Annotated in this window: 24 protein-coding genes; 11 read left to right on the top strand and 13 right to left on the bottom strand. The window is 69.6% G+C overall.

Annotated elements, in window-relative coordinates; genetic code table 11:
* Nucleotides 1-122 precede the first annotated feature (122 nt).
* Complete coding sequence (locus MT346_RS13405) at nt 123-1,238, top strand: esterase family protein (RefSeq protein WP_243563579.1); 1,116 nt, start codon at nt 123-125, stop codon at nt 1,236-1,238.
* 40 nt (nt 1,239-1,278) lie between these two features.
* On the opposite strand, the gene MT346_RS13400 is transcribed toward MT346_RS13405, so the two are convergent.
* From MT346_RS13400 to MT346_RS13390, 3 genes are read right to left on the bottom strand one after another with little or no spacing between them, the layout of a single operon-like run.
* On the bottom strand, nt 1,279-2,289 hold the full coding sequence (locus MT346_RS13400) for an agmatine/peptidylarginine deiminase (protein ID WP_243563578.1): 1,011 nt from the start codon (nt 2,287-2,289) through the stop codon (nt 1,279-1,281).
* A complete protein-coding gene (locus MT346_RS13395; RefSeq protein WP_243563577.1) occupies nt 2,286-3,353 on the bottom strand; it encodes a nitrilase-related carbon-nitrogen hydrolase in 1,068 nt (355 codons plus the stop codon). The genes MT346_RS13400 and MT346_RS13395 overlap by 4 nt, the downstream gene beginning before the upstream one ends.
* A 22-nt stretch (nt 3,354-3,375) precedes the next feature.
* Nucleotides 3,376-4,248, bottom strand: coding sequence for a phosphotransferase family protein (locus MT346_RS13390; RefSeq protein ID WP_243563576.1), 873 nt, complete (start codon nt 4,246-4,248; stop codon nt 3,376-3,378).
* 103 nt (nt 4,249-4,351) lie between these two features.
* Between MT346_RS13390 and MT346_RS13385 the strand changes: the two genes are divergently transcribed.
* A complete protein-coding gene (locus MT346_RS13385) occupies nt 4,352-5,203 on the top strand; it encodes an alpha/beta fold hydrolase (RefSeq protein ID WP_243563575.1) in 852 nt (283 codons plus the stop codon).
* Nucleotides 5,196-5,759 (top strand): TetR/AcrR family transcriptional regulator, encoded by a 564-nt coding sequence (locus tag MT346_RS13380; protein ID WP_243563574.1) that lies wholly within the window; start codon nt 5,196-5,198, stop codon nt 5,757-5,759. The genes MT346_RS13385 and MT346_RS13380 overlap by 8 nt, the downstream gene beginning before the upstream one ends.
* Here MT346_RS13380 and MT346_RS13375 read toward each other — a convergent pair.
* From MT346_RS13375 to MT346_RS13360, 4 genes are all read right to left on the bottom strand, one after another.
* Entirely contained in the window at nt 5,731-6,231 is a 501-nt protein-coding gene (locus MT346_RS13375) for a tetratricopeptide repeat protein (protein WP_243563573.1), read from the bottom strand. The two genes, MT346_RS13380 and MT346_RS13375, sit on opposite strands and share 29 nt — an antisense overlap.
* A 43-nt stretch (nt 6,232-6,274) precedes the next feature.
* Nucleotides 6,275-6,817 carry a DUF4240 domain-containing protein gene (locus tag MT346_RS13370; protein ID WP_243563572.1) on the bottom strand — a complete coding sequence of 181 codons (543 nt, stop codon included), beginning with the start codon at nt 6,815-6,817 and terminating at the stop codon, nt 6,275-6,277.
* Nucleotides 6,818-6,927: 110 nt separating this feature from the next.
* Nucleotides 6,928-7,521 carry a hypothetical protein gene (locus MT346_RS13365; RefSeq protein WP_243563571.1) on the bottom strand — a complete coding sequence of 198 codons (594 nt, stop codon included), beginning with the start codon at nt 7,519-7,521 and terminating at the stop codon, nt 6,928-6,930.
* Nucleotides 7,479-7,766, bottom strand: coding sequence for a hypothetical protein (locus MT346_RS13360; RefSeq protein WP_243563570.1), 288 nt, complete (start codon nt 7,764-7,766; stop codon nt 7,479-7,481). Before MT346_RS13360 ends, MT346_RS13365 begins: the two co-directional genes overlap by 43 nt.
* Before the next feature lie 1,605 nt (nt 7,767-9,371).
* Here MT346_RS13360 and MT346_RS13355 point away from each other — a divergent pair.
* The 3 genes from MT346_RS13355 to MT346_RS13345 all read left to right on the top strand — a co-directional run bounded on the left by MT346_RS13355 (nt 9,372) and on the right by MT346_RS13345 (nt 11,123).
* Entirely contained in the window at nt 9,372-9,749 is a 378-nt protein-coding gene (locus MT346_RS13355; protein ID WP_243563569.1) for a hypothetical protein, read from the top strand.
* A gap of 265 nt (nt 9,750-10,014) precedes the next feature.
* Entirely contained in the window at nt 10,015-10,299 is a 285-nt protein-coding gene (locus MT346_RS13350; RefSeq protein ID WP_243563568.1) for a hypothetical protein, read from the top strand.
* Nucleotides 10,300-10,553: 254 nt separating this feature from the next.
* Nucleotides 10,554-11,123: a hypothetical protein gene (locus MT346_RS13345; protein ID WP_243563567.1), complete on the top strand. Its 570-nt coding sequence runs from the start codon at nt 10,554-10,556 to the stop codon at nt 11,121-11,123.
* A 50-nt stretch (nt 11,124-11,173) separates the two neighbouring features.
* Here the strand turns inward: MT346_RS13345 and MT346_RS13340 are convergent, their stop codons facing one another.
* Genes MT346_RS13340 through MT346_RS13325 form a run of 4 tightly spaced genes read right to left on the bottom strand, consistent with a single transcriptional unit; the run spans nt 11,174 to nt 15,799 of the window.
* The gene (locus tag MT346_RS13340) at nt 11,174-12,493 is read right to left on the bottom strand and encodes an NAD(P)/FAD-dependent oxidoreductase (protein ID WP_243563566.1); all 1,320 of its coding nucleotides are present in this window, start codon (nt 12,491-12,493) and stop codon (nt 11,174-11,176) included.
* Nucleotides 12,494-12,522: 29 nt separating this feature from the next.
* On the bottom strand, nt 12,523-13,887 hold the full coding sequence (locus MT346_RS13335) for an FAD-binding oxidoreductase (protein WP_243563565.1): 1,365 nt from the start codon (nt 13,885-13,887) through the stop codon (nt 12,523-12,525).
* A 2-nt stretch (nt 13,888-13,889) separates the two neighbouring features.
* A complete protein-coding gene (locus tag MT346_RS13330) occupies nt 13,890-15,320 on the bottom strand; it encodes an aspartate aminotransferase family protein (RefSeq protein ID WP_243563564.1) in 1,431 nt (476 codons plus the stop codon).
* On the bottom strand, nt 15,317-15,799 hold the full coding sequence (locus MT346_RS13325; protein WP_374202530.1) for an Lrp/AsnC family transcriptional regulator: 483 nt from the start codon (nt 15,797-15,799) through the stop codon (nt 15,317-15,319). The genes MT346_RS13330 and MT346_RS13325 overlap by 4 nt, the downstream gene beginning before the upstream one ends.
* Nucleotides 15,800-15,912: 113 nt before the next feature.
* On the opposite strand from MT346_RS13325, the gene MT346_RS13320 reads away from it, so the two are divergent.
* From MT346_RS13320 to MT346_RS13300, 5 genes are read left to right on the top strand one after another with little or no spacing between them, the layout of a single operon-like run.
* Nucleotides 15,913-17,361: a gamma-aminobutyraldehyde dehydrogenase gene (locus MT346_RS13320; protein WP_243563563.1), complete on the top strand. Its 1,449-nt coding sequence runs from the start codon at nt 15,913-15,915 to the stop codon at nt 17,359-17,361.
* Between the two features lie 29 nt (nt 17,362-17,390).
* Nucleotides 17,391-18,581 (top strand): ABC transporter ATP-binding protein, encoded by a 1,191-nt coding sequence (locus tag MT346_RS13315; protein WP_243563562.1) that lies wholly within the window; start codon nt 17,391-17,393, stop codon nt 18,579-18,581.
* On the top strand, nt 18,578-19,786 hold the full coding sequence (locus tag MT346_RS13310) for a spermidine/putrescine ABC transporter substrate-binding protein (RefSeq protein ID WP_243563561.1): 1,209 nt from the start codon (nt 18,578-18,580) through the stop codon (nt 19,784-19,786). The genes MT346_RS13315 and MT346_RS13310 overlap by 4 nt, the downstream gene beginning before the upstream one ends.
* Entirely contained in the window at nt 19,783-20,706 is a 924-nt protein-coding gene (locus MT346_RS13305; RefSeq protein ID WP_243563560.1) for an ABC transporter permease, read from the top strand. The genes MT346_RS13310 and MT346_RS13305 overlap by 4 nt, the downstream gene beginning before the upstream one ends.
* Nucleotides 20,703-21,572, top strand: coding sequence for an ABC transporter permease (locus tag MT346_RS13300; RefSeq protein WP_243563559.1), 870 nt, complete (start codon nt 20,703-20,705; stop codon nt 21,570-21,572). Before MT346_RS13305 ends, MT346_RS13300 begins: the two co-directional genes overlap by 4 nt.
* 219 nt (nt 21,573-21,791) lie before the next feature.
* On the opposite strand, the gene MT346_RS13295 is transcribed toward MT346_RS13300, so the two are convergent.
* Together MT346_RS13295 and MT346_RS13290 are read right to left on the bottom strand one after the other, a co-directional pair.
* The gene (locus MT346_RS13295; protein WP_243563558.1) at nt 21,792-23,381 is read right to left on the bottom strand and encodes a GMC family oxidoreductase; all 1,590 of its coding nucleotides are present in this window, start codon (nt 23,379-23,381) and stop codon (nt 21,792-21,794) included.
* A complete protein-coding gene (locus MT346_RS13290) occupies nt 23,378-24,724 on the bottom strand; it encodes an alpha/beta fold hydrolase (protein ID WP_243563557.1) in 1,347 nt (448 codons plus the stop codon). Before MT346_RS13290 ends, MT346_RS13295 begins: the two co-directional genes overlap by 4 nt.
* Nucleotides 24,725-24,763: the final 39 nt, after the last annotated feature.

The following is a 24,763-nucleotide window of genomic DNA, read 5'->3' as shown; positions in this document are numbered from 1 at the left end:
CGGTCGCGGTGCTTGCTGTCAACTGGCCCGATGCGCGCTGGGACCGGGCATGACGGACCCTCAGCCGGAGGTGCTTGCCAGAGGGGGTGTTCCCGGCGCCGCTCCCTACGCTCGGCCTTCCCATGCAGCACACATCTCGCTCCAAGGCGGTCGTTGTCGCCGTCGTCGTCCTGACGGCCCTGACCGCGGTCAACATCGGCGTCGCGGCGACCTGGTGGGGCCGATCCGCCGCCGCAACGCCCGGCAGCAGCGCACTCGGGACGGGGTCCCCGTCGTCGACCGCCACGCGCACCGCTTCCGCGCGTCCGTCGACCACCGCCCCGACGCCGTCGGCCAGTGCCGGCATCCCCGCGGCCGAGGCACCGGGGTCGACGACCGCCCCGGCGACCGTCGACCTGGCGACCACCTGGGGGCCGCCCGCCGACATGCCGACGGCGGGTCGCCTGCTGCGCATCGCGATCCCGGCGACCCGGTCGCACTTCACCGCTCGCGACGCGCTGGTGTACCTGCCGCCGGCGGCGCTCACCGCGGACCCGCCGCCCCTGCCCGTCGCCGTGCTGCTGTCCGGGCAGTCCCGGGGTGCCGGCCCCGAGGACCTGCAGACCGGCGGTCACATCGAGGAGACGATGGACGCGCTCGCGACGCTCAACCGTGGGCTGACCCCCATCGTCGTCGTGCCCGATCAGCTCGGCCCGCAGTCGGCCAACCCGATGTGCGTGGACGGACCGCTCGGCAACAGCGCGACGTACCTGGAGGACGACGTCCCCGCGTGGATCACCACGCACCTGCGCGTGCAGACCGGTGCCGCGGCGTGGACGATCGGCGGGTTCTCGCAGGGTGGCACGTGCGCGATCCAGCTCGGTGCCGGGGACCCGGGGCGCTTCGGGAACCTGATCGACGTCGCCGGCGAGGACGGCCCGTCCATCGGACCCGTGGCGAAGACGATCGCCGAGGGGTTCTCCGGCAACGCCGCCGCGTACCGACGAGCACAGCCGGCGGCGCTGCTCGCCGCGCATGCGCCGTACCGGTCGACGAACGCGTTCTTCGCCGCGGGTCGTGACGACCACGCCTACGGCCAGGTGACCCCGGTGCAGTCGCAGCGTGCGCGGGTGGCGGGGATGCACGTCACCACGTGGATCCTGCCGAAGGCATCGCACAGCTGGTCCATGGCCAGACCGGCGCTCGCCGCCGGACTGTCGTGGTTGCAGCCGCTGATCGGCCTGGCGCCCCGGGCCTGATCAGCGCGCAGGCCGCGACCGGTCTGGCGCCCGGGCCTGATCAGCGGACGGGTTGCTGCTGCGTGATGCAGTGCAGCCCGCCGCCGCGCGCGAAGACCTCGCGTGCATCGACCGTGTGCACCTGCCGCCCCGGGTAGACGTCGGCCAGGATGCCCCGCGCGCGGTCGTCCGCCCGCGGCTCGCCGAACCCGCAGGCGATGACGGCGCCGTTCACCACGACGTGGTTGACGTAGTTCCAGTCGACGGGGCCGCCGTCGTCCGCCAGGGTCGCGGGTGCGGGCAGCTCGACGATCGTGGCGCCCGTCTGCTGTTCCAACGCCCGTCGGACCTGCGGCATCACCAGGTGGTCCGGGTGGCCCGGATCCGGTTGCGCGTGCAGCAGGACCACGTCGGGCGACGCGAAGGTCGCCACCATGTCGACGTGACCGCGGGTGCCGAGCGCGCCGTCGTCCCGCGTCAGTCCGCGCGGCAGCCAGACGACGTCCGTGGCACCGATGGTCCGTCCGAGCTCGTCCTCGACCCGTGTCCGGTCAGCGTGCGGGTTCCGTCGTGGGTCGAGCTGCACCGTCTCGGTCACCAGCACGGTGCCGGAGCCGTCGGTGTGCACCGCGCCGCCCTCGTTGACCAGCAGCGACGGGATCCGCTCCACGCCCGCTGCGTCGGCGACGAAGCGCGCGACCTCGGCGTCGCGGGTCCACGTCGCCCAGGCGTTCGCGCCCCAGCCGTTGAACACCCAGTCGACGGCACCGTGTCGGCCGGTCGCGTCGTCCACGACGAACGTCGGTCCGATGTCCCGCATCCAGGCGTCGTCGAGGGGGGCTTCGAGCACGGTCACCCCGCTGGACAACAGCCGGTCGGCGTCGGCCCGTGCGACCGGGTCCACCACGACCGTGACGGGCTGGTGCTCGCTGATGGTGTTCGCCGTCGTCGCCCACGCCACCTGTGCGGCCTCGGCGCTCGCCGCGTCGTCGCCGAGCGTCACGCCCGGTCGGGGGAACGCCATCCAGGTGCGTTCCTGCGGCGCCGTCTCGGCCGGCATCCGCCAGCTCATGATCGGCCGCCGTCCGTCGGTGTCGGTCCGGTCTCCGCGGCGCCGGCCGGTGCGTGGGCCGGCATCGCCAGGGAGGCCCGGATCGCCTCGAGCGCGCCGTGGTCGTCGCGCTCGTGGTCGACCGGGGCCGTCAGCGCGTCGTACAGGTCGGGTCGCCGGGTCAGCGCGAAGGGGAACAGTCGGAGCCACTCGGTGCGGGCCGGCAGATCGAGGTCGGCGACCAGCACCACGTCGGCGTCGCGCGGCGCCTGGACGAGCACGCGGCCGAAGGGGTCGGAGATGAACGAGGACCCGTAGAAGGTGATGGCACCCTCGTCACCCCAGCGGTTCGGGACGACCATGAACTGCCCGGCGGTGATGCCGTTGGCGACGATGACCTGCTGCCAGATCCCGGCGGTGTCGAAGTCGGGGAAGCTCGGTTCGGAGCCGATCGCGGTCGGGTGGACGAGCACCTCGGACCCGGCGAGCTCGTACGATCGGGCGACCTCGGGGAACCACTCGTCCCAGCACGTGGGCAACCCGATGCGGACGGCGTCGGTGCCCGGCAGCTCGTACACCGGGAAGGGGTCGGCGTCGGAGCCCGGCCGGAACCAGGTGTCCTCGTGGTACCCGGCGCTGATCGGGATGTGGGTCTTGCGGGTCCGTCCCACCAGGGTGCCGTCGGGCGCGACCAGCACGGCCGTGTTGTAGCCGCGTGGGTCCTCGGGGTGGTCGTCGTCGGCGGGCCGTTCGAACAGCGAGGCGTGCACCGCGACGCCGTGGTGCACGGCCTGCTCACGCGCGAAGGTGATCGTCGGTCCGTCGTCAAGCGACTCGGCTCGGTCCCGTGGGACGCCGGTCGCCGCGGTGTCGCCGGGGTAGCGCAGCAGGGTCAGCTCGGGCAGGAACACCGCGCTGGCGCCGTTCGCCGCCGCGGTGGCGATGCCGTCTGCCAGCACCCGGCGGTGTTCGACAGGGTCCTCGTGCCACCGCGTCTGCACGAGGGCCACCCGCGCGGTTCGGCGGGGTCGTTCCGTGTCCTGGTGCAGGGGCGACCGGAGCGGGGAAGCGATGACGACGTCCATGCCGCCATTGTTGACCATACGATCAACGATCACAAGGGGATGGTCGGTCGAAGGCTGCGAGGGCGTCCGCCAGCATGCGGTGTCCCTGCGCCTCGAACCGCTCGTCGCCGACCGCGAACGCCCACACCGCCGTGCCGACGGCCTCGCGCAGTTGCAGCCACCGCCAGGCGTCGGGCTCGCGCGGGTCCTGGCCGTAGCCCTCGAAGAAGGCCTGTTCGAGCGCCGGGTCGACCTGCCAGTGCAGGACGGCCAGTCGGGTCAGGTCCGAGGACCGCGGGCGCAGGGAGAACCGGCCGAAGTCGATCATCCGCAGTCGCCCGTCGTCGACGATCCAGTTGCGCGGCTGCCAGTCGCCGTGCGTCGGGACGAGGGTGACCGGCGTGGGTTCGAACCGTGCGAGCAGCCCGCGGACACGGTCGGCGATCGGGGGTTCGATCCGGTGCGGTGTGTCGAGGGTGGCCAGGGTCTTGGCCGTCTCGGCTCGCAGGTACCCGTCGTCGCGAACGGCGTGCTGGTCGTGCAGGCGACGGAGCAGCGCCCCCGACTGCCGGTGCACGTCCGGTGCGTGTTCGTCCGCGGTACCGAGTGCCAGGTGGCCGGGCACGCGGTCGAGCACCAGCACGCGCACAGCCTCGTCGGCGGCGAGCAGGGCGCCGGTGTCCCCAGAGGCGACCAGTGGTGCCGTCCACGCACGGTGGGCCAGGAGCTCGCGCGGGAAGTGCGTGTTCGTCGGCCCGGACGCCTTCACGGTGACGTCGTGGTGGTCACCCACGACGTGCAGGACGACCGTGTCGAGCAGTCCCCACGAGTCGTTCGACACCACCCTGGCGCCCGGGACCGCGCGTCGGACGAAGTCCAGCTGCCGGTCGTCGAGCCCCGTGTCGCCCCACTGCATGCCGTCACGCTACCGATCTGACACGCCCCTGGACATCTTTGGCTATTGGTAGTAGCTTTTGGCTACGGCAATTAGCCGACGTCATCACCGCCAGGAGGCAGTCATGCTCGAACACCTCACCATCGGCCAGGGGACCATCGCGGTCGAGGTCACCGGATCGGGCCCGCTCGTCGTCCTGGCGCACGGCATGGGCGACAGCCGGCATTCCTACCGGTTCGTCGTGCCCCAGCTGGTCGCCGCCGGGTACCGCGTCGCCAACGTCGACCTGCGCGGCTGCGGCGACTCGAGCGCGACCGGATGGTCGGGCTTCGGGCGCACGGACATCGCCGGCGACCTGGTCGCGGTGGTCCGGCACCTGGGCGGCCCGGCCGTGATCGTCGGGCAGTCGATCAGCGGTGGCGCTGCGACCATCGCCGCAGCGACCGCGCCGGACGTCGTGGTCGGTGTCGTCGAGATCGCGCCCTTCACCCGGAAGCAGTCGCTCGACCTGCTCGGGCTGGTTCGCCACGCGCGGGTCCGTCGCGGGATGATGCAGCTGATGCGGGTGTACATGAGCGGCAGTCTGGCCGCGTGGATGCGGTACCTCGACATCGCGGTCCAGGCCAAGCCCGCGGACTGGGCGACCGAAGGCGCGCGCATCGAGACATCGCTGCAGCAGCCGGAACGGATGGCAGTGCTGCGGGCGATGGCGAAGACCACGCCCGCGGACGCCGGTGCCCAGCTCGCCGCGGTCCGGTGTCCGGTCCTGGTGATCGAGGGCAGTGCCGACCCGGACTGGGCCGATCCCCGCGCCGAGGGCGAGCGGATCGTGGCCGACCTGCGCGACGGCCTGGGGCAGGTCGTCGTGATCGACGGTGCCGGGCACTACCCGCACACCGAGACGCCGGACGCCGTGCTCGCCCACGTCACACCGTTCCTGCGCACCGCCTTCCACACCGAGGCCGCCGGTGCCTAGGGCTGGGCTGGTCCCCACGACCGTCGCCACGGCGGCAGCGGAGATCGCGGACGAGTCCGGGCTCGCGCAGCTCAGCATGAACGCCGTGGCCGAGCGCCTGGGCGTCAAGCCACCGTCGCTGTACAAACACGTGCAGGGTCTTGCGGACCTGACACACCGGATCGCCGTGCTGGGTGCCGAAGAGCTCGGGGACGCCATCCGCCACGCGACACAGGGCCGCGCCGGACGCGACGCCCTGGTCGCTGCGGCGCAGGCGGTCCGCGAGTACGTCCGCCAGCACCCCGGCCGCTACGCCGCGACCATCGGTGCCACCCCGACCGGCAGTGACGACCCGCTCGCCGTCGCGATGGACGCGACGCTCGAGTCGTTCGCGGCCGTCGTGCGGGGCTACGACCTGGATCCGGAGCAACAGATCCACGCGATCCGCACGATCCGCAGCGTGCTCCACGGCTTCACGACGCTCGAAGCGTCCAACGGCTTCCAGATGCACACGGACGTCGACGCGAGCTTCGCGTGGATTGTCGACCTCATCGACCGGGGTCTGCGGGCTCCGTGAGTGCGGCCGCGTAGGCGCGGACCGAACGGTGGTAGCGGGGGAGCGTCGGTTCGATCGCTTCGATCGCGACGCGCAGGGCCTCGTCCGAGCGCCCCGCGCTGTGCAAGGCGAGCGCCAGGAAGACCCGCGGCGCAGCTCCCGTGGCGGGGTGTTCGGGTGCGGCATCGAGCATGGCGATCGCCTCGTCGACCCGGCCCAGGTTGCGCAGGGTCGACGCGTGCTGCACGACCATCTGTGCGGCACGGACGGGGTCCGCGGTGTCCAGGCCCTGGGCGGTCGCAGCGGCGTAGTGCACGTCTGCTTCGGCCTCGTGACCACCGGAGTCGCAGGCACCGCCGAGCTCGAACGCGCCGAGTGCCGGATGCGGCGCCTCGCTCGCCAGGTCACGCATCCGGGTGATCCGCTGTTCGTCGTCGACCGTGTCGTCGGCCCACAGGTCAACGACCCGACGTTCCCATTCCGTGGCGTCCATCACCCCAGGCTACGAGGTCCGCGTCCGTGGGCGCGGGGAACCGTCACTGCGCCGCGGTGTGCGCCTCGGCCCATGCGGCGAGCTGCGGGTAGTGCGCGTCGATCGCCGACTCCGGCAGGTGCCTGCCCGACGGATCGTCCTCACCCGGGAGCATGGCGCGGTCGTCGAAGTCGTCCGCTCGGTCATCGCCGAGTCGATGCTCGAGGACGTCGTCGGCGACGTACTCCAGATCCTCGTTGTCGAAGTCGTCCTTCGACGCGTCGGCGGCGGCGAGGTACCGGACCAGGCCGTCCGGGTCTGTCGAGGCCTGTCGCGTGACGACCTCGCCCTTGCCGATCAGCCAGGAGCGGAAGTACTCGAAGCCGTCGTCCGACATCCCGTCGGCCACCGCGAAGCCGGCGTCCCAGATCGACCAGCGGTCCAGTGCTCCCAGTTCGCGCCCGTACCGCAGGTCGAACGACTCGACGTCCTCGGTCGACAGGCGCGTGAGCACGGACCGCAGGTGCGCGGGCGACGCGGACCGGCCGGTCGGGTCGGCACCGCCGCGAGCCTGGTCGAGCAGACTCCAGAACCGCGTCTCGGACATCACGGCAGGAACCGGGGAAGCCCTCGTTGCGTGGTGCGGTGCCGTGCATGAGGCGGTTCCGAGGACCACCAGCAGCGCAACGGGCACGATCAGGCTCCGACGCGATCGGATCATGCTGTCACCAGGCCGAAGTGTTCGACGACTCGCTGCGCGACCTGGGCCGGGGAGTGCTCGTCGGTCGGCAGGACCAGCTCGTCGAGATCCGCGACGGCCTGTCGTTCCTGCAGGTCGGCGGCACGCTCCAGGTGCCACCGGAGTTCCTGCTGTCGTGCGCCGTCGTACCGGCGGCCGAGCCGGGCCTCCAGGGTCTGCGGACTTGCCACGAGCCGGACGGAACGGATCGGCATCTGGACGGCGTCCGCGGAGCGGCGCACGTCGGCGGGCTCCACGAGCACGCCGCTCATCACGAGCTGGCGCGGTCCGGCGGTGCGGTAGTTCGCCCACACGGCGGCGATGTTCTGCGCCTCGATCGCCGTGTTGTCGGGGTCGTGCCCGGCGACGGGCCACGACCGGTGGAACCAGTCCACGTCCATCAGGCTGAACGGCCGGTCGGCGTCAGCCAGCAGGTTGCCGACGTGGTCGAGCACCGAGGTCTTGCCGACGCCGTACGACCCGTTCAGGAACACGGCGAAGGGCGGTGCAGCGGTGAACGCGTCGGACATCAGGTCGTGCAGGTCGTCGGGCCGCCGTCGAAGCTCGTGCACGCCTCGGTCGGGCCGAGGATCGCCACGGCGACGAACGCTGCCTGCAGCACGAGGATGCCGAGGGCGACGATGAACAGCGTGCGGCGACGCCGAGGATGTTCGCGGACGCCGGTCAGCAGAGCCAGGAACGCGACGAGCACCCCGCCGCCTGGCAACAGGAACGACCCGACGACGGTCAGCACCACCAGCATCGCGAACTCGCCGCGGGTCGAGCCGAAGCGGGGCACGGGTTGCGGAGTCGTCACGACGGCAGCGTACGAGGTCGCGGGGCTCGCCGTGGAGCCCAGTCCGGGGGTGGAGTGGCTGCCACCAGGACCTTCAGCGCGAGGGTCAGGCGAACGGACGGGCCAGCGCGGCAGCCGAGACGTCCACCTCGGCGTTCAACGGCCAGCCCGGTTCGAGCGAGCGCGTCTCGCAGGCTCTCGCGGCGCGCGTACTGGCGGGGGCAAGCCGTGGGGACAACGATCGGATCAGTGTCTCCCAGTTGGGCGAGACATCAGTACCGTCGCTACAGCACTCGCTGTCGAAGGAGATGGGCATGACCGCCGTACGCGTCGAACGTATCCCGGTGAGCATCGGGTACCGCACAGTCTGTGCCGCTGTGGGTGTCTTCATTCTCGTTGTCTCCGTCGTCATTGCGTGGAACTCGTCGTACGACTCGCTACCCCGCGTCGGGTTCTTCTGTTCGGCTGTTGTTTCAGTCCTCGTTCTTCTCCGAATACCATTTCTGGGGTTCTGGGTCGATCGCACGTCGGGAAATCTCATCGTGCGGGGATGGTTTTGGACTCGCGTGTTCCCACTCGGCTCTGATCTGAAAGTGGATCGCGTTGCATATCAAGGTGCGTTGAACTACGGGTACTCGAGGGGCTACTTCAGCGTGATCTCCATCTGGACAGGACCCGATGGCGACGAAGATGATGGCGGAGTGCTCTGGACGCTGGGGCCGTCTCGGGGGGTTCGACGTGACATGCTCAGGGTTCGAGCAGAAATTGCAGCAGCGTCTTCATCCGAGAGCGATGGAGTGCGTCGCAATCCTCTGAATTCGAATACGAAAAATCGTCGTGACAAGCAGCCAAGATCTTGAGGCGAGCGAGAAGGCGATGAAAAGACGTGTATGGGGCAGTCGAAGAGGTGCACTCGTATCGGCGGCAGCGATGGTATACCGATTCCGCTCATCGTGCTACTGGCGTCATTGGGAACCGGATTCACGACCTACAATGGTCTACTTTTTCTGCCGGGTATTGCTCTCTTGCTTCGCGCATCGACGATGGGTGTTTTCTTGGCGGAGAACGGCTTCGAGGTCGTGTCTTGGTATCGAAAGCACCTCATATGTAAGTCCAACGTGAGGTCAGTTTCACTCGTGCCATACAGCGGACTCTTGAATCGTAATGCAGAGAGTGGGATCGACCCTGTCTGGTTGTTCTGTCGGATGCTCAGCGTGGAAACGGCTTCGCGGAAGAAGAAAGAGTACCCGAGTACGATCAGCTCTCGCAGTACGGCAGAAAGCATTGCCAATGAGATAGCCGTGTGGGCCGGATTACCCGCAAGAAGTCGATCTGATTCCGCAAAGCATCGTTGATAGCCTCCCTTACGGAGCATCGGTACATCCCCTACTGGGGGCGTGCGGTAGCCGTACAAGGTGGAATAGATGGATTTTGCAACGCTACTCGGGGTACGATCAGCTTACGGATGGTCACCGCGAACCGGGTGCGCCTCTGATTGCAGGTCGCAATCTGTTCGGCACTGATCTCAACAACTGCGTGGGTCCCCAGGCATGGAAGACAGGATCTGAGTATTCTCGGCTACCTATTCCGTGTTCTGGCCTCGTGTGATCGAGGAGGAAACGGCGAATGAACGAGAACTCGAGCGTTGATCCTTCCTCGGTGCCGCTTTGGGGTGCTGTTCCTCGGAAGCGCGCGGTGCACCCTGTAGACCTGCTCGTGAGTGGCGTCATCGAGATCCTCGGCATCCTGATGCTGATCCCCCTAGCTCTGTTGCGCGAACACTGGCGCGGCATGGTTGGCGAGGTTAACCAGAGCGTGCCCGTTTGGCTGATTGCGGGGCAGATATTCCTGGTGATCGCTTCGGGTATTGCGGCGGCACTGATGCTCCGATCTCATTTGCTCGCTTTCTGGGTGCCGGCCGCTGCAGCGATGATCGGATTCATCGGCATTGTGGCGACAGTATTTCTTGTGGCGGCTTCGCTGCCTTGCCCGTCGCTGTGCTGAACGTGCCGAGCACAAGATGCCCCTGTCAAGTGTTCGTGCCGCGGTCATGTGGGATCCGCACCACAATCAAGTGGCGTCGATGGATCTGGGAACTCTCTATAATGTGCAGCGCTGACGCGCTGTTCAACATCCGGAGGTGATGGCGATGTGGATCGATCAGGATGGGACAGTCTGTGTCGAATCGATTGATGCTCCGCTCTCGATACTCTCGAGAGCAGCGCGAAGAAGCTTGCTCGTTGCTCGACGATCAGCAGTCGGCGCGTTGATGGACGACCTGACTGAGATTGAAGGGGAGGTGACCGATGAGTTGCCGAACTTCGCTCCTGATCCAAAAGAGAGCGACTTCTTCGAGCGCGAAATCCCTCGTGAGAAGCTGGAACCGTTGCAGCGCGCTACCTCGTTCGAGGACCTCCGCAACGTGCTTCCCGAGTTCGTGCGGACCATCGAGCCGCGTTGGCGGCTCGACGCATCCGAACTGGCGACGGAGATCTGCGAAGCGGCGTACTACCGCCGACTTCGGCGGGTACTCGCCTACCTGAACATCGCCTGATCAGCTCGGTGGGGAAAGGCGGCTGTCTCAGCAGTCGGTGCGATCGGCGGTGGATACGCGGCGAAGGGCCTGGCACGACTGGGCCAGGGCGTCATTCGCGCACACGTCAGGTACAGTTTCCGAGCAGGGCGTTCCGTGTCTCGACGCTGCATGTCTCGGTCATATCGCAGAGTTCGCTTCGGAGCGAACGCCACGGGTAACGCCGTTGGAAACGGATTTTCAGCTTGGGGAGGGGACCGCCGCTGGGTCAAGAGATGGCGGGCACGCCGATGATCTCGAAAGGTGAACGCATGAAGCGGGTTCCAGGTACGCGTTCCGGCCCTCTCACTGTGGCTTCGGCGTACACACTGCTTCTCGGCGGAGCGACAGGGATCAGTGTTGCACTTGATGGCCTGAGAAGGGAACAGGTGGTCATTTTTGGAATTCTGATCGCGTGGCTCATCAGGGCGGCGACAGTCGGACTCTTCGTGGGGGCACATTCGATGAAGATACGCGGATGGTTCCGGACCGTACTGTTGCCCGTGGAGTCGGTTGAGCGAATGGATGTTCGTGGCTATTCAGGACTGATGAATCGCTTCACAGCAGGAGGCCTTGATCCTTTTCATCTGTTCTTGCGAATGTTCGTGTTCACCATCAAGGACGGGGTGGAACGAGAATTTCCCAGCACCGTGTCGACTTCTCGTCAAACGCAGAAGGCGCTTCGAGCGGTCGTTGATCGCTTCCCGCAGCTCAATACCGATCCCGGCGCTCTTCTGCGGTCATCGTCGCCCGGTCGGCATGCTTCACCCAGATCTCGTCACCAGACGAGTGACCCACCCTCATGAGCAGGCAGAATTCCGCTTCATCACTCCGTAGAGCGCAGGGTCGGCTGTCGTCACACGAGTGGACGTGTCAGCTCGAGCGCGGTGATCGGTCGACCGACGGTCCGGGAGGCCGCCCGCAGCCCCGACCGCAGCGCACCGTGCACGGTGGCCGGGTCCGCACCCCAGGTCGCCTCGCCCGCCAGCTGCACCCGGCCGACGGGGGAGCCGAGCAGGTCGTGGTCCTCGGTCGATGCCCCCACGTGCAGGTACGAGTACGACCCCCGCGCGAACGGGTCCGCCGCCCACCGGGTGATCCGCACGGCATCGGGCGACGGCACCGCGTCACCGAACATCCGTCGCAGCGCGGCCAGCCCCTCCGCGACGATCGCGTCGTCGGTCAGCTGCTCGAGCCGGCGGGCACCAGCACCACCGACCAGCGCCGCAAGCACGGGCTCCCCGGTCACCCGGGACATGTCGTACCAGGAGTGCCAGTCGACCCCGGCGGGCCCCTGCTGCCGGATCACCCAGTCCGAGCCCCAGAACCGCGTCGGGAAGCGCAGGAACACCTTGTCGTAGACGCCGAACCCGAGCCGCTGCATCGCACCGGCGACGGGGTCGGGCAGCGGCGGGTCGAAGACGATGTCGTCCGCCTGCAGCACTCCAAGCGGCACCGTCATGACGGTCGAGGCTGCGCTGAACACCGCACCGTCGGCGGTCGTCACGCGGACGCGCTCGTCGTTCTGCGCCACCTCGGTCACGACGACACCGGTCCGCACGTCCAGCCCGTCGGCCAGCGCGCGGGCGTACTGGCCGTAGCCACCGGGGAACACCACCTCGTCACCGGGCACGTGCTCTTCCTCGAGCCCGTGGGCGTCGAGGTCGGTGACGGGTGCGCCACACAGGTCCTCGGAGCGGTGCGCCAGGTACTCCTTGACCCGCAGTGCACGGTCACCGGACCACCCGAGGGACGCCACCACGGCTTCGACGGCGGCAGCGTACGAGGTCCCGGTCGGCGCTGCAGCCACCGCATCGTCGAGCAGTTCGTCCACGGTGTGCAGGTCGGCCACGAAGCCCGCGGGGTCGGCGACACGAGCGCCCGAGGGGTCGTGCCACGCGATCGGTCGCCCGTCGAACTGGAAGCTGCCCACCGTGAACTCGACGGTGTCGATGCCGAACGCCGACGCCAGCTGCCACAGGGGGTTGCCGTCGATGCCGTGGATCCACGACGCCCCGAGGTCGACCGGCACGCCCAGGGCCGAGTCGGTCCAGGTGCGCCCGCCGATGCGGTCGCGTGCCTCGAGCACGACGACGTCGTGGCCGGCCAGCACCAACGCCCGCGCACAGGCCAGCCCGGCGACACCCGCTCCGACGACGATCACGTCAGCACCCATCACGGAACCGTCCCATCAGTGGTCCTCCATCAGTGGCCGCCCGTCAGCGGCGCCATCAGCCGCGCGGCGATGCTCGCCCGCCCGGTCAGTGCTTCTTCGCGGTCGGCAAGGTCGGTCGCGACCAGTCCGGCGTTCGCCCCGAGGAACCGCAGCGGCTCGCGCTCCCAGTCGGGAGAGTGGTGCCCGACCCACGGCAGCGCGGTCAGGTCCGAGCGGACCCCGCGCACCAGGTCGGCGAGGGTCCGCCCCGCCAGGTTCGTCGTCGAGAGTCCGTCGCCGACGTAGCCGCCGGCCGTGCCCACGGCGCCGTCCCACGTCACCGAGGCGCACCAGTCGCGCGGCACCCCGAGCGGTCCGCCCCAGGTGTGGGTGACGGGTGCGTCGGCCACCGCCGGGAACAGGTCGACCAAGGCGGATCGCAGGTGCGAGAACACCCGCGGCACCCGGTCGTACCCGGGGCGGATCGCCGACCCCCAGTGGTACCGGGCACCGCGTCCGCCGAACGCCAGGCGGTCGTCGGCGGTGCGCTGCCCGTAGACCAGCAGGTGCCGGTAGTCCGAGAACGTCTGTCCGTGCTCGAGCCCGATCCGGTCCCACACGGCGGCGGGCAGCGGTGCGGTCGCGATCATGAGCGAGTACAGCGGCATGATCCGGCGGCGCGTCTGCGGCAGCTGCGCGCCGTAGCCCTCGACCGCGACGACGACCGCGCCGACGGTGACCGTGCCACGGGTGGTGACCACGCGCCCTCGGGCCCACGACGTGGCGGGCGTGTGCTCCGCGATCACGACACCACGGGCCTCCAGGGCGGCGGCCAGTCCGCGCACCAACGCGGCGGGCTGCACCCGCGCGCAGTCCGGGGTCCACGCCACACCGACGGTGCCGGCGGCGTCACCATCGGCTGCCGACCGGTGCACCATGTCGTCACCGAACGCGCCAGACGAGGTGACCTCGTCGCGGGCCGCGCGGTCCTGCACCGCGGAGCGCGCATACAGCACGGTGCCGCCCTTGACGTAGTCGCAGTCGATGCCGGCCTCGGCCGCTGCGCGCCCGACCTCGTCGACGGTGTCGCGCATCGCCCGGCGCATCGCGAGCGCGGCCTGCAGGCCGTCGTGCTCGGCGATCGACGCGGCCGACCGTGGGAACAGGGCCGAGCACCAGCCACCGTTCCGGCCGGACGCGCCGAACCCGGCGATCTCGCGTTCCACGACGACGATCTGGAGGCTCGGATCACCCTGCAGCAGGTACCACGCGGTCCAGAGACCGGTGAGTCCAGCGCCGATGACGCAGACGTCGGCCGTGCGGTCGCCGTCGAGGGGCGGCCGGGGCGTCAGGTCGTCGCGGCCGGTGGCCACGAGCTGGTCCAGCCAGAACGAGACGCCCCGGTAGCCCGTCACGGTCAGATCTTCGACGCGGCCTCGGACAGCACGCTCCGCAGGATCGAGGTGATCTCGCGGAACTCGGGTTGCCCGATGGTGAGCGGCGGCGCGAGCTGCACGACGGGGTCGCCCCGGTCGTCCGCGCGGCAGTACAGTCCGGCGTCGAACAGCGCCTTCGACAGGAACCCGCGCAGCAGCCGCTCGGACTCGTCGGCGTCGAAGGTCGTCTTGGTGGCCTTGTCCTTGACGAGCTCGATGCCGTAGAAGTACCCCGCACCGCGCACGTCACCGACGATCGGCAGGTCGCGCAGCGTGTCGAGCTCCGCCTTGAACAGCGGGGCGTTCTGCTGGACGTTGGCCAGCAGACCCTCTTCCTCGAAGATGTCGAGGTTCTCCATGGCGACCGCGGCCGACACCGGGTGCCCGCCGAACGTGTACCCGTGGTAGAAGGTCGTGTCGCCCTTCGAGAACGGCTCGAACAGCCTGTCGCTGATGATGGTCGCGCCGATCGGGGAGTACCCCGAGGTCATCGCCTTGGCGCACGTGATCATGTCCGGCACGAACCCGTACGTGTCGCACGCGAACATCGTGCCGATCCGGCCGAACGCGCAGATGACCTCGTCGGAGACCAGCAGCACGTCGTACTCGTCGCAGATCTCGCGCACGCGCTGGAAGTACCCGGGCGGCGGGGTGAAGCAGCCGCCGGAGTTCTGCACCGGCTCGAGGAACACCGCGGCGACGGTGTCGGGCCCCTCGAACTCGATCATCTCGCGGATGCGCTCGGCCGCCCAGACGCCGAACTCCTCTTCCGACTGACCCGCGAAGCCCATCTCGTCGGCGCGGTAGTAGTTCGTGTTCGGCACACGCAGGCCACCGGGGGTGAGGGGCTCGAACATCTGCTTCATCGCGGGGATGCCCGTGATCGCGAGGGCTCCCTGCGGGGTGCCGTGGTACGCCACCGCGCGGGAGACCACCTTGTGCTTCATCGGCTTGCCGCGGAGCTTCCAGTAGTGCTTGGCGAGCTTGAACGCGGTCTCGACGGCCTCGCCGCCGCCGGTCGAGAAGAACACCTTGTTCAGGTCACCGGGGGCGTGGTCGGCCAGCCGGTCGGCGAGCTCGATCGCCGCGGGGTGCGCGTACGACCAGATCGGGAAGAACGACAGCGTCTCGGCCTGCTTCGCCGCCATCTCGGCCAGGCGCTTGCGTCCGTGCCCGGCGGCGACGACGAACAGCCCGGACAGGCCGTCGATGTAGCCCTTGCCGTGGCTGTCGTAGACGTGGTGCCCCTCGCCGCGCACCATGATCGGCACGTCGGCGCCGGCCTGGTTGGCACCGTGGCGGGCGAAGTGCATCCACAGGTGGTCGCGGGACTTCTGCTGCAGGGCGGCGTCGTCGACCGGGGCGAACGGGTCGTACGAGCCCAGGCGGGTCGGTCGGTCGGTGATGGTCATCGCGTTCCCCAGTCGTAGAGCTGTTTGCGGAGTTGCAGGTAGACGAAGGTCTCGGTGCCGGTCACGCCCGGGATGGCCCGGATCGTGCCGTTGAGCAGTTCGATCAGGTCGTCGTCGTCCTCGCAGACGACCTCGACCATCAGGTCGAAGCTGCCGGCGGTCATCACGAGGTAGTCGACGGCCGCCAGTTGTTCGAGTGCGTCGGCGACCGAGCGGGTGTCGCCGTTGACGCGGATGCCGATCATCGCCTGCCGGTGGAAGCCGAGCTGCATCGGGTCGGTGACCGCGACGATCTGCATGACGCCGGTCTCGGTCAGCTTCTGTACGCGCTGCCGCACCGCCGCCTCGCTGAGACCGACCGCCTTGCCGATCTCGCCGTACGGACGGCGGCCGTCGGCCTGGAGCTGTTCGATGATGCGCTTGGAGATGTCGTCGATCGGACCCGGACGTCGTGGTGCTGCCGCCATGCCGGACAGCATGACAGTGGGATCGGACACTGTGCAAGGGATTTCGTTGTGAACAACGTGTTTCGCGACGATTTCCGTTGTTACAAGTCTTCCGAACCGCCGTTTTCCGTGTCAGGATCACCGCCATGCCGGACACCACGAGCACCGTCACCCACCCTGTGCGGAACTTCGTCGGGGGCGCGTTCGTCGAGCCCCGTGGGAACGCCGTCATGGACCTGGTCGACCCGACCGACGAGCAGGTCTACGGCGTCTCCCCGGTGTCCACCGCTGCCGACGTGGACGATGCGTTCACGTCGGCGGCGGCCGCATCGGTGCAGTGGCGCCGGACGACCCCGGGCGAACGGCAGCTCGCGCTGTTCCGGATCGCCGACGCGATGCAGGACCGGGCCGAGGAGTTCGCCGACCTGGAGTCCCTGGACACCGGCAAGCCACGCGCCACCCTGGTGCAGGACGAGATCCTGCTGTCGGTCGACCAGCTCCGGTTCTTCGCCGGGGCCGCCCGCAATCTCGAGGGCCGGAGCGCCGGCGAGTACCTGGCCGACCACACGTCCTTCGTCCGCCGCGAACCGATCGGCGTCGTCGCGCAGGTCACCCCGTGGAACTACCCGCTCAACATGGCGGTGTGGAAGATCGCGCCGGCCATCGCCGCGGGCAACACCACCGTGCTGAAGCCGAGTGACACGACACCCCTGTCGACGCTGCTGCTCGCCGAGGTCGCCGCCGAGTTCCTGCCGCCGGGCGTGCTCAACGTCGTGGTGGGGGACCGCAGCACCGGCGCCGCGATGATCGATCACCCGACGCCGCAGCTCGTGTCGATCACCGGGTCCGTCCGCGCGGGCATGGAGGTCGCACGGGCCGCCGCGAACGACCTCAAGCGCACCCACCTGGAACTCGGCGGCAAGGCCCCCGTGATCGTGTTCGACGACGCCGACATCGCGGCCGCGGTCGCTGGCATCGTCGCCGCCGGGTTCTTCAACGCCGGTCAGGACTGCACGGCGGCGACCCGGCTGCTCGTGCAGGAGGGCATCCACGACGAGTTCGTCGCCGCCCTGGTCGCCGAGGCCCGGGTGAACGCGCAGTGCGGCCCGGACGTCGACGCCCCGTTCTTCGGTCCGGTCAACAACGCCGGACAGCTGGCGCAGGTGCGCTCGTTCATCGAGACGCTCCCCGACCACGCCACGATCGAGCTCGGCGGGCACCGGATCGGCGACCGCGGCTTCCACCACCAGGCGACGATCGTGTCCGGCCTGCACCAGGACGACCGGATCGTGCAGCAGGAGGTGTTCGGGCCGGTGCAGACCGTGCAGCGCTTCCACACCGAGGACGACGCCCTGCGTGCAGCGAACGGTGTTGCGTACGGACTGGCGAGCTCCGTCTGGACGACCGACCACGCCCGGGCGATGCGCTTCGCCCGCGACCTGGACTTCGGCTGCGTCTGGATCAACACGCACATCCCGATCGTCGCCGAGATGCCGCACGGGGGCTTCGGGCACTCCGGGTACGGCAAGGACCTGTCCCAGTACGGGTTCGACGACTACACCCGCATCAAGCACGTCATGTCCCACATCGGCTGAGCCCGATCCCACCTGCAGCAGGAGGCACCATGGCAGTGACCGGTACGTTCGCCGAATCGGGAGCCGATCTCCGGCTCGAGCAGATCACCAAGTCGTTCCCCGGGCACACCGCGGTCGACACCCTCGACCTGACGGTCCCGGCGGGGTCGTTCTTCGCCCTGCTCGGTCCGTCCGGCTGCGGCAAGACCACCACGCTCCGACTGGTCGCCGGGCTCGAGGAACCGACGAGCGGCAGCATCCTGCTGGGCGGCAAGGACGTCACCGAGACCAAGCCCTACCAGCGGCCGGTCAACACGGTGTTCCAGAACTACGCGCTGTTCCCGCACATGAGCGTGCTCGACAACGTCGCGTTCGGCCTGAAGCGTCGGCGCATCCCGGACCCGATGACCAAGGCGAAGGAGGCGCTGCGGCTGGTCGAGCTCGAGGCATCGGCGTCGAAGCGGCCCGCGCAGCTGTCCGGCGGCATGCAGCAGCGCGTCGCCCTGGCCCGCGCGATCGTCAACCGACCGGCACTGCTGCTGCTCGACGAACCGCTCGGCGCCCTCGACCTGAAGCTCCGGCACCAGATGCAGCTCGAGCTCAAGACCATCCAGGCCGAGGTCGGACTGACGTTCCTGCACGTCACCCACGACCAGGAAGAGGCGATGACGATGGCCGACACGGTCGCCGTCATGAACGGTGGTCGGATCGAGCAGATGGGCAGCCCGGAGGACCTCTACGAACTGCCACGCACCGCGTTCGTCGCGAACTTCCTGGGGCAGTCGAACCTGCTCGAGGGCGACGTGCAGGGCACCGACGGCCCGCTGCTGGTCGTGCGCACCGCGGCCGGCACGTTGGCAGTGCCGACCGACCGTGCGGTCGCGACCACGGGCCGCATGGTCGTCGGGGTCCGCCCCGAGAAGCTCAAGATCCGCACCGCCGAACCCGCGCGCGAACCCGGCCGCAACATCCTCGGCCCCGGACGCGTCGTCGACGTCTCGTTCTCCGGCGTCAGCACGCAGTACCTGGTCGACGTCCCCGGCGCCGGCCGGGTGTCGGTGTTCGCCCAGAACTCGAAGGGCGGCCCGCGGGTCGCCACCGGCACCGAGGTCTGGCTCACCTGGGGTGTCGACCACGGCTTCGGCCTGGAGGCCCCGCACACGTCCGACGCGACCGTCACCACCCAGCCCGCACCGGGCCTCCAGACCGGCCAGCCCGCCACCGCAGGTGCGGTCGCATGAGCGCCGGACCCGACCTGCTGCGCGGACTGACGTCCGCCCGCGTCAGTCGCCGGGGTCTGCTGGCCGGTGGCGGTGCCGCGGCGCTCGCCGCCGTGCTGACCGGGTGCAGCATCAAGGGCTCGGCCGGATCGCAGGGCGACCCCGTCGACTGGAGCGCCTTCTGGCGGAACGCGAAGCAGACCAAGGACCTGAACTTCGCGAACTGGCCGCTGTACATCGACTCCGACCACGGCAAGTCCGAGTCCCTGCGGCTGTTCGAGCAGGAGACGGGCATCGCGGTGGACTACCAGGCGGTGATCCAGGACAACGCGACGTTCTACGCCACCGTCTCCCCGATCCTGCGGGCCCAGGGATCGACGGGCTACGACCTGGTCGTCATGACGAACGGGTACGAGCTCACCGAGATGATCAAGAACGGCTTCGTGTGCCAGCTCGACCGGTCGCGCATGCCGAACTTCGCCAAGTACGCGTCGGACGCGGTGAAGGACCCGAACTACGATCCGGGCAACAAGCACTCCGTCGTGTGGCAGACCGGGTTCACGGGCCTGGCGTACAACCCGAAGTACACCGGGCGGAAGATCACCTCGTTCCAGGACCTGCTCGATCCGGCGTTCCGCGGGCGCATCGGGCTGATGAGCGACAACACCGAGCTCGGGTCGCTGGCGCTGCTGGCGCTCGGCATCGCGCCGGAGACCTCGACGCCGGCGGACTGGCGGAAGGCCCAGGACTGGCTGCGGACGCTGCGGCCGAGCGTCGCAGGGTTCTACGACCAGAGCTACATCAACCGGTTGGAGAACGGCGACACGTGGATCACGCAGGCGTGGTCGGGTGACGTGTTCCAGGCGCAGCAGTCCGGGTTCCCGCACCTGGAGTTCATCACGCCGGACGAGGGCCAGATGACCTGGCACGACAACATGCTGATCCCCAAGCAGGCCGCCAACCCGCTGTCGGCGCTGACCTGGATGGACTACTACTACACGCCCCGGATCGCCGGCATCGTCGAGGACTACGTCAACTACGTGTGCCCGGTGCCCGCAGCCGAGGACTACGTGCGCGACGAACTCAAGGACGCCACCGTGGCGGACAGCCCGCTGGTGTTCCCCGATGCGTCGGTGCTGGCGAAGTCGCACGAGTTCCGCGTGTTCGCCAACTACGACGAGTACTCGCAGTGGAACGGCATCTTCAACGCGGTGGTGCAGTCGTGAGCGCCGTCGGGGTGGCCCCGGGGCTCGGGCCCGCCGGCACCGCGCCGGTGCGCCGAGGGCGTCGTCGCAGCACGCCGTTCCTGCTCGCGCTGGTCGGGACCGCGTACCTCTGCGTGTTCTTCGTGATCCCGCTGGTGTCCGGGCTGATCGTCTCGCTGATGTCGGGCAACCCGGACGACGGCTACACGTTCACGTGGAACTTCGGCATCTACTCGTCGCTGTTCGTCGACCCGCAGGTGCCGTACCTGACGTTCCTGCTGCGGTCGCTCTGGTACGGCCTGGCAGCCACGGTCGTGACGATCATCGTCGGGTACCCGGTGGCGTACTTCGTCGCGTTCCGGGTGTCGCCGCGGTGGAAGAACCCGCTGCTCATGCTCGTGTTCATCAGCTTCCTGGTGTCGTTCGTCATCCGCACCGACATGTGGGCGTTCGTGCTGGCGTCGCAGGGGCCCGTCGTCACCGTGCTGCAGGGCATCGGGCTGGCGGGCAAGGACTTCCACATCCTGGGTACCGGCGGGGCGGTCATCTTCGGGGACGCCTACAACGACCTGGCGTTCATGGTGCTGCCGATCTACGCCGCGCTCGAGCGCATCGACCCACGACTGGGTGAAGCGGCGAACGACCTGTACGCCGGCAAGGCCCGCGCGTTCTGGCACACGACGCTGCCGCTGTCCCGCTCGGGCATCTTCGCCGGGGTGCTCCTGGTGTTCATCGACTGCGTGGGCGACCCCGTCAACTCGGCGCTGCTGGGCGGGACGAACACGTACACGATCGGGCAGGCGATCCAGGACGCCTACTCCGGCAACCAGCAGTACAACGTCGCCGCGGCGCTGTCGACCGTGCTGATGGTCGTGCTCGGCATCATCCTGTTCATCTACGCCCGCGTCTCCGGCACCGACGACCTCGAGGACCTCGTATGACCACCGTCGCACCGCCCCGTTCGTCCGCAGGGTCGGCATCGCCGGTCTCCGCGCCGGTCGTGCACCGCAACGGCGTGAACCGCCGCGGGCCGTGGTTGGCGATCGTGTACTGGGTCGTCATCGCGATCACCCTGGTGCCGATCGTGTACATGGTCGTGTACTCGTTCAACGACGCCCCCACGAACCGGCTGTCGTTCGCCTGGAACGGCTTCACGACGTACTGGTACGCCAACCTGGTGAACGTGTCCGGGCTCGGCCAGGCCTTCGTCACCTCGGTCGTCGTCGCGTTCCTGGCCGCGATCGTGTCCGTCGCGATCGGCCTGCCGCTCGCCCTGGCGCTCGAGCGGTACCGGTTCCCGGGGCGCGGCGTGGTGAACTCGGTCGTGTTCGCCGACATCGCCGCACCGTCGATCGTCGTCGGATCCGCGTCCCTGTCGTTCTTCCTGTCGATCGGGCTCGGCACCGGGTTCCTGACGGTGCTGCTGACACACGTCGCGTTCGACGTGGCGTACGTGGTCGTCGTGCTGCGGGCGCGGATCGCCGGGACCTCGCGCGCGCTCGAAGAGGCGGCCGGCGACCTCGGTGCGACACCGTTCCAGGCGTTCCGGCTCGTGACGCTGCCGTTGCTCGCGCCGGGCATGCTGGCCGCGGGGCTGCTCGCGCTGGCGATGTCGATCGACGACTACGTGATCACGTCGTTCGTCGCCGGTCCCGCGGTGACGTTCCCGCTGTTCGTGTACGGCGCCGCCAAGGCCGGGATGCCCCCGCAGGTGCTGTGCTTCGGGACGCTGGTGTTCGCGGTCGGGCTGCTCGTCGCGCTGCTCAACGGGGCGCTCAACCGGCGGTTGGCGCGCACGCGCGGGTGAGGTCCCGCTCGCATGGTCCGGTGGTGAGCACGGTGCTCACGTGCGCACCGTGCTCACCTGCGCACCGTGCGAGGTCCGCGGAGTCGTGTACGGGGTTGGCCGCCTGGTGCGAGGAAGGTTCCTTGCACCAGGCGACCAACGACGCACCAGCGGTGACGGATCGCAGACTGGAGGCGCGGTGTCAGCGGGCACCGCGCCTCCCGTCAGCGATGCATCGCGTCAGGCGGCGGTGTGCGCCGCCTGCGCGCGGTCCGCAGGTGCGTCGTCGGCCAGCAGCCGCTCGGCGGTGCGGAGCGACAGCGCCATGATGGTCAGCGCCGGGTTGGCGATGAGCGAGCTCGGGAAGACCGAGTTGTCGACGATCCACATGTTCGGGACGTCCCACGACCGGCCCGCGGCATCGACCACCGAGCGTCCGGGGTCGGTGCCCATGCGCGCGGTGCCCACGGTGTGCGCGGTGCGGTCGAGCACACGGACGTCGGTGCCGCCGGCGGCCTCGACGATCGCGGTCATCGTGGCGATCGCGTGCTCGGCGATCGCCGCCTCGTTGTCGCCGGGGCTGAAGGTGACCCGGGCGACGGGCATGCCGTTCGCGTCGAGCTCGTCGGTCAGCACCAGTCGGTTGTCGTCGTACGGCAGGCACTCGGCGTTGATGCCGACGCCGGCCATGCGGGGGTAGTCCCGCACGGCCTTGACCAGTGCGGCGCCGCGGAGCTCGCCACCCCGGACGAGCGACGTGGCCAGCGTGAGCGGCTGCGCGCCGAGGCTCTGGATCAGGTAGCCGCCCGCGAAGTCCACGCCCTCGGGCCGGATGAAGTCCTCGGTGATGATCGACGACGGGTACCCGCGGTACGAGCGCATGGACTCGTCGAACGTCGCCCAGACCTGGGTGGCGCCGTGGGCCGTGAAGTTCCGCCCGACCTGGCCGCTGCTGTTGGCAAGGCCGGTGTGCAGCAGGAGTCGCGGGGTCTCGATCCCGCCGGCGGCCAGCACGAGGGCTCGGCACCGCTGGCGGTGGTCGCGGCCGCCCTGCCGGTAGACGACGGCCTCGACACGACCGGCGCCGTCGAGCTCGATGCCGTGCACGACGGCCTCGGCCCGGATCTCGGCACCGAAGGCGACGGCGGCGGGCAGGTACGTCGTGTCCATCGACACCTTGGCGCCGTTCCGGCAGCCCTGGTGGCAGGAGCCGCACGCGACACAGGCCTGGCGCAGGCCGTGGTGCTCCTGCATGCGGTCCTCGGTGGTCAGGCCGACCGGGGCGTCCGTCGCGGTGATGCCGAGGGCAGCGGTGCCGCGCATCATCATGTCCGACGAGGCGTTCCGGGCGGGCGGACCCATCCGGTAGCGGCGCGCGGGGTCCCACGGGTAGTGCGCGGGCCCGGCGACACCCACGTCGTGCTCGGCCTGCTCGATCCAGCGCACGAGTTCGTCGTGGTCGATCGGCCAGTCCTCGCCCTGTCCGGAGTCGGTCCGCAGCCGGATGTCGTGCGCGTTCGGGCGGGGCGTGAACGCACCCCAGTGCAGGGTCGAACCGCCGACACCGGTGCCGCTGTTGTTCGGACCGAAGGCGGTCGGAGCGCTGCCGCCGCTGATCCGCTCGTCCATCCAGTTGATGTCGCCGGGGGCCTCGACCTCGTCGGGGGTGTGGTCGCCCGGCTCGGTGTTCGGGCCGGCCTCGAGTGCCACGACCCGCAGGCCACGTCGGGCCAGGGTCGCCAGCAGCGGCGCACCACCCGCTCCGGTGCCGACGACGACCACGTCGACGATCTCGTCCTGGTCGTAGCGGCGCTGGTCGTTCAGCTTCATCGTGTGGCTCCCGCCGGTTCCCATGCTTCGCGCTGGCCCGCTCCGAGGAGCAGGAAGCCCTGCTTGCGGACGCCGTCGCCACCGTTGGCGAAGCCGTCGTAGTCGATCTCCGCCATCGTGGCGGGGTGTGCGACCCACTGCTTGACCAGGTCGACGCTGGCGTCCTCGGCCCAGGCCTGCAGCTGCGCCGCGTCGAGGGATCCGGCGGCGGGTTCGTGCTCGCCCCGGGTGACCGCATCGAGCACGGCCGTCAGGTGGACGTCACCCCGGTCGGCCTCGGGTGCGAGCGCATCGAGTCCGGCGCGGTACGCCTCGACGTCGACGGGCAGCCCGTCCGGTCGCCAGCCGTCACCCGCGCCGGCGGCGAGCTGGGCGTCGACGCGCAGGGCGAGGTCGACCTGCAGGCCGTCCTGCGGCACCACGACCCGGGCGACCGCACGCAGGGTCGTCAGCTGCTGTGCGGAGAGCACCCGGGGCTCGGCGCCGGGGTCGTCCGCCAGCGCGCGGACGGCCAGGATCCCGCGGGTCCGGGCGCTGACACGGGGCGACGCGATCACGCGCACGGTCGTGGGCGGCACGACCGGGCTCGGTGCGACCCGGCGCTCCCAGAAGGCACGGATGCGCTCGGCGACCTGGTCCGGGCGCTCCCACGGCAGCAGGTGCGCGGCGCCCGGCACGACGTCGAACTCGCCGTTCGGCCAGTGCGGCAGGTTCAGGGTGCGCTGCGCCTCGGGTCCGAGGTCACCGTCCGACGCGCCGGCCAGCACCAGTGCGGGCACGGGGTTCGGCGGGAACTCGGCCGACCAGTCCTCGCGGCTGCCACGGACGAGCCAGTCGGTCCAGGCCCGCGGGTCGGCGCGCTGCACGTCGTGCACGGCCATCGCGGACGGCTCCGGCGGCAGGGGGCCGTCGGTGTTCGCGGTGACGAACGTGTCGGCTTCATCGGCCCCGATCTCACCGTCCGCCGCCCAGTCGAGCATCGTCTTGCGGCGTTCGTCGTCCATCGGCTCGGGCGACAGCGGCGACGCGGCGAGCAGCACGACGGCGCGCAGCCCGAACAGCCCGTTCGAGCCGTCGATCGTCCGCGACGCGACGACCGAGGCGACCTTCCCGCCCATCGAGTGGCCGATCAGCACCCACTCGGTCGCGCCACTGCGGCCGACGGCACGCTCGACGCGTTCGACCATCTCCTCGACGCTGGTGCCCGTCGCGGCGGACGAACGACCGAACCCCGGCAGGTCGATGCCGATCAGGTCGAGGGTCCCCGCCAGGCGGGTCCGCATCGTGGCGAACTCCTCGGAGCTGGACCCGAGGGCGTGCAAGCAGAACGCGGTCGCCGTCATCCCTCATTCCTACGGTGCCGCGCGCGCTCGCTCCCAGCG

Source organism: Curtobacterium sp. VKM Ac-2922 (assembly GCF_022815645.1).
GTDB lineage: Bacteria > Actinomycetota > Actinomycetes > Actinomycetales > Microbacteriaceae > Curtobacterium.
This window is presented reverse-complemented; position numbering and strand designations above follow the sequence as displayed.

Coding starts and splice junctions, on each gene's coding strand:
- MT346_RS13405 (WP_243563579.1), top strand. CDS start 123: ATGCAGCACACATCTCGCTCCAAGGCGGTCGTTGTCGCCGTCGTCGTC.
- MT346_RS13400 (WP_243563578.1), bottom strand. CDS start 2,289: ATGAGCTGGCGGATGCCGGCCGAGACGGCGCCGCAGGAACGCACCTGG.
- MT346_RS13395 (WP_243563577.1), bottom strand. CDS start 3,353: ATGGACGTCGTCATCGCTTCCCCGCTCCGGTCGCCCCTGCACCAGGAC.
- MT346_RS13390 (WP_243563576.1), bottom strand. CDS start 4,248: ATGCAGTGGGGCGACACGGGGCTCGACGACCGGCAGCTGGACTTCGTC.
- MT346_RS13385 (WP_243563575.1), top strand. CDS start 4,352: ATGCTCGAACACCTCACCATCGGCCAGGGGACCATCGCGGTCGAGGTC.
- MT346_RS13375 (WP_243563573.1), bottom strand. CDS start 6,231: ATGGACGCCACGGAATGGGAACGTCGGGTCGTTGACCTGTGGGCCGAC.
- MT346_RS13370 (WP_243563572.1), bottom strand. CDS start 6,817: ATGTCCGAGACGCGGTTCTGGAGTCTGCTCGACCAGGCTCGCGGCGGT.
- MT346_RS13355 (WP_243563569.1), top strand. CDS start 9,372: ATGAACGAGAACTCGAGCGTTGATCCTTCCTCGGTGCCGCTTTGGGGT.
- MT346_RS13350 (WP_243563568.1), top strand. CDS start 10,015: ATGGACGACCTGACTGAGATTGAAGGGGAGGTGACCGATGAGTTGCCG.
- MT346_RS13345 (WP_243563567.1), top strand. CDS start 10,554: ATGGCGGGCACGCCGATGATCTCGAAAGGTGAACGCATGAAGCGGGTT.
- MT346_RS13340 (WP_243563566.1), bottom strand. CDS start 12,493: ATGGGTGCTGACGTGATCGTCGTCGGAGCGGGTGTCGCCGGGCTGGCC.
- MT346_RS13330 (WP_243563564.1), bottom strand. CDS start 15,320: ATGACCATCACCGACCGACCGACCCGCCTGGGCTCGTACGACCCGTTC.
- MT346_RS13325 (WP_374202530.1), bottom strand. CDS start 15,799: ATGCTGTCCGGCATGGCGGCAGCACCACGACGTCCGGGTCCGATCGAC.
- MT346_RS13320 (WP_243563563.1), top strand. CDS start 15,913: ATGCCGGACACCACGAGCACCGTCACCCACCCTGTGCGGAACTTCGTC.
- MT346_RS13315 (WP_243563562.1), top strand. CDS start 17,391: ATGGCAGTGACCGGTACGTTCGCCGAATCGGGAGCCGATCTCCGGCTC.
- MT346_RS13310 (WP_243563561.1), top strand. CDS start 18,578: ATGAGCGCCGGACCCGACCTGCTGCGCGGACTGACGTCCGCCCGCGTC.
- MT346_RS13300 (WP_243563559.1), top strand. CDS start 20,703: ATGACCACCGTCGCACCGCCCCGTTCGTCCGCAGGGTCGGCATCGCCG.
- MT346_RS13295 (WP_243563558.1), bottom strand. CDS start 23,381: ATGAAGCTGAACGACCAGCGCCGCTACGACCAGGACGAGATCGTCGAC.
- MT346_RS13290 (WP_243563557.1), bottom strand. CDS start 24,724: ATGACGGCGACCGCGTTCTGCTTGCACGCCCTCGGGTCCAGCTCCGAG.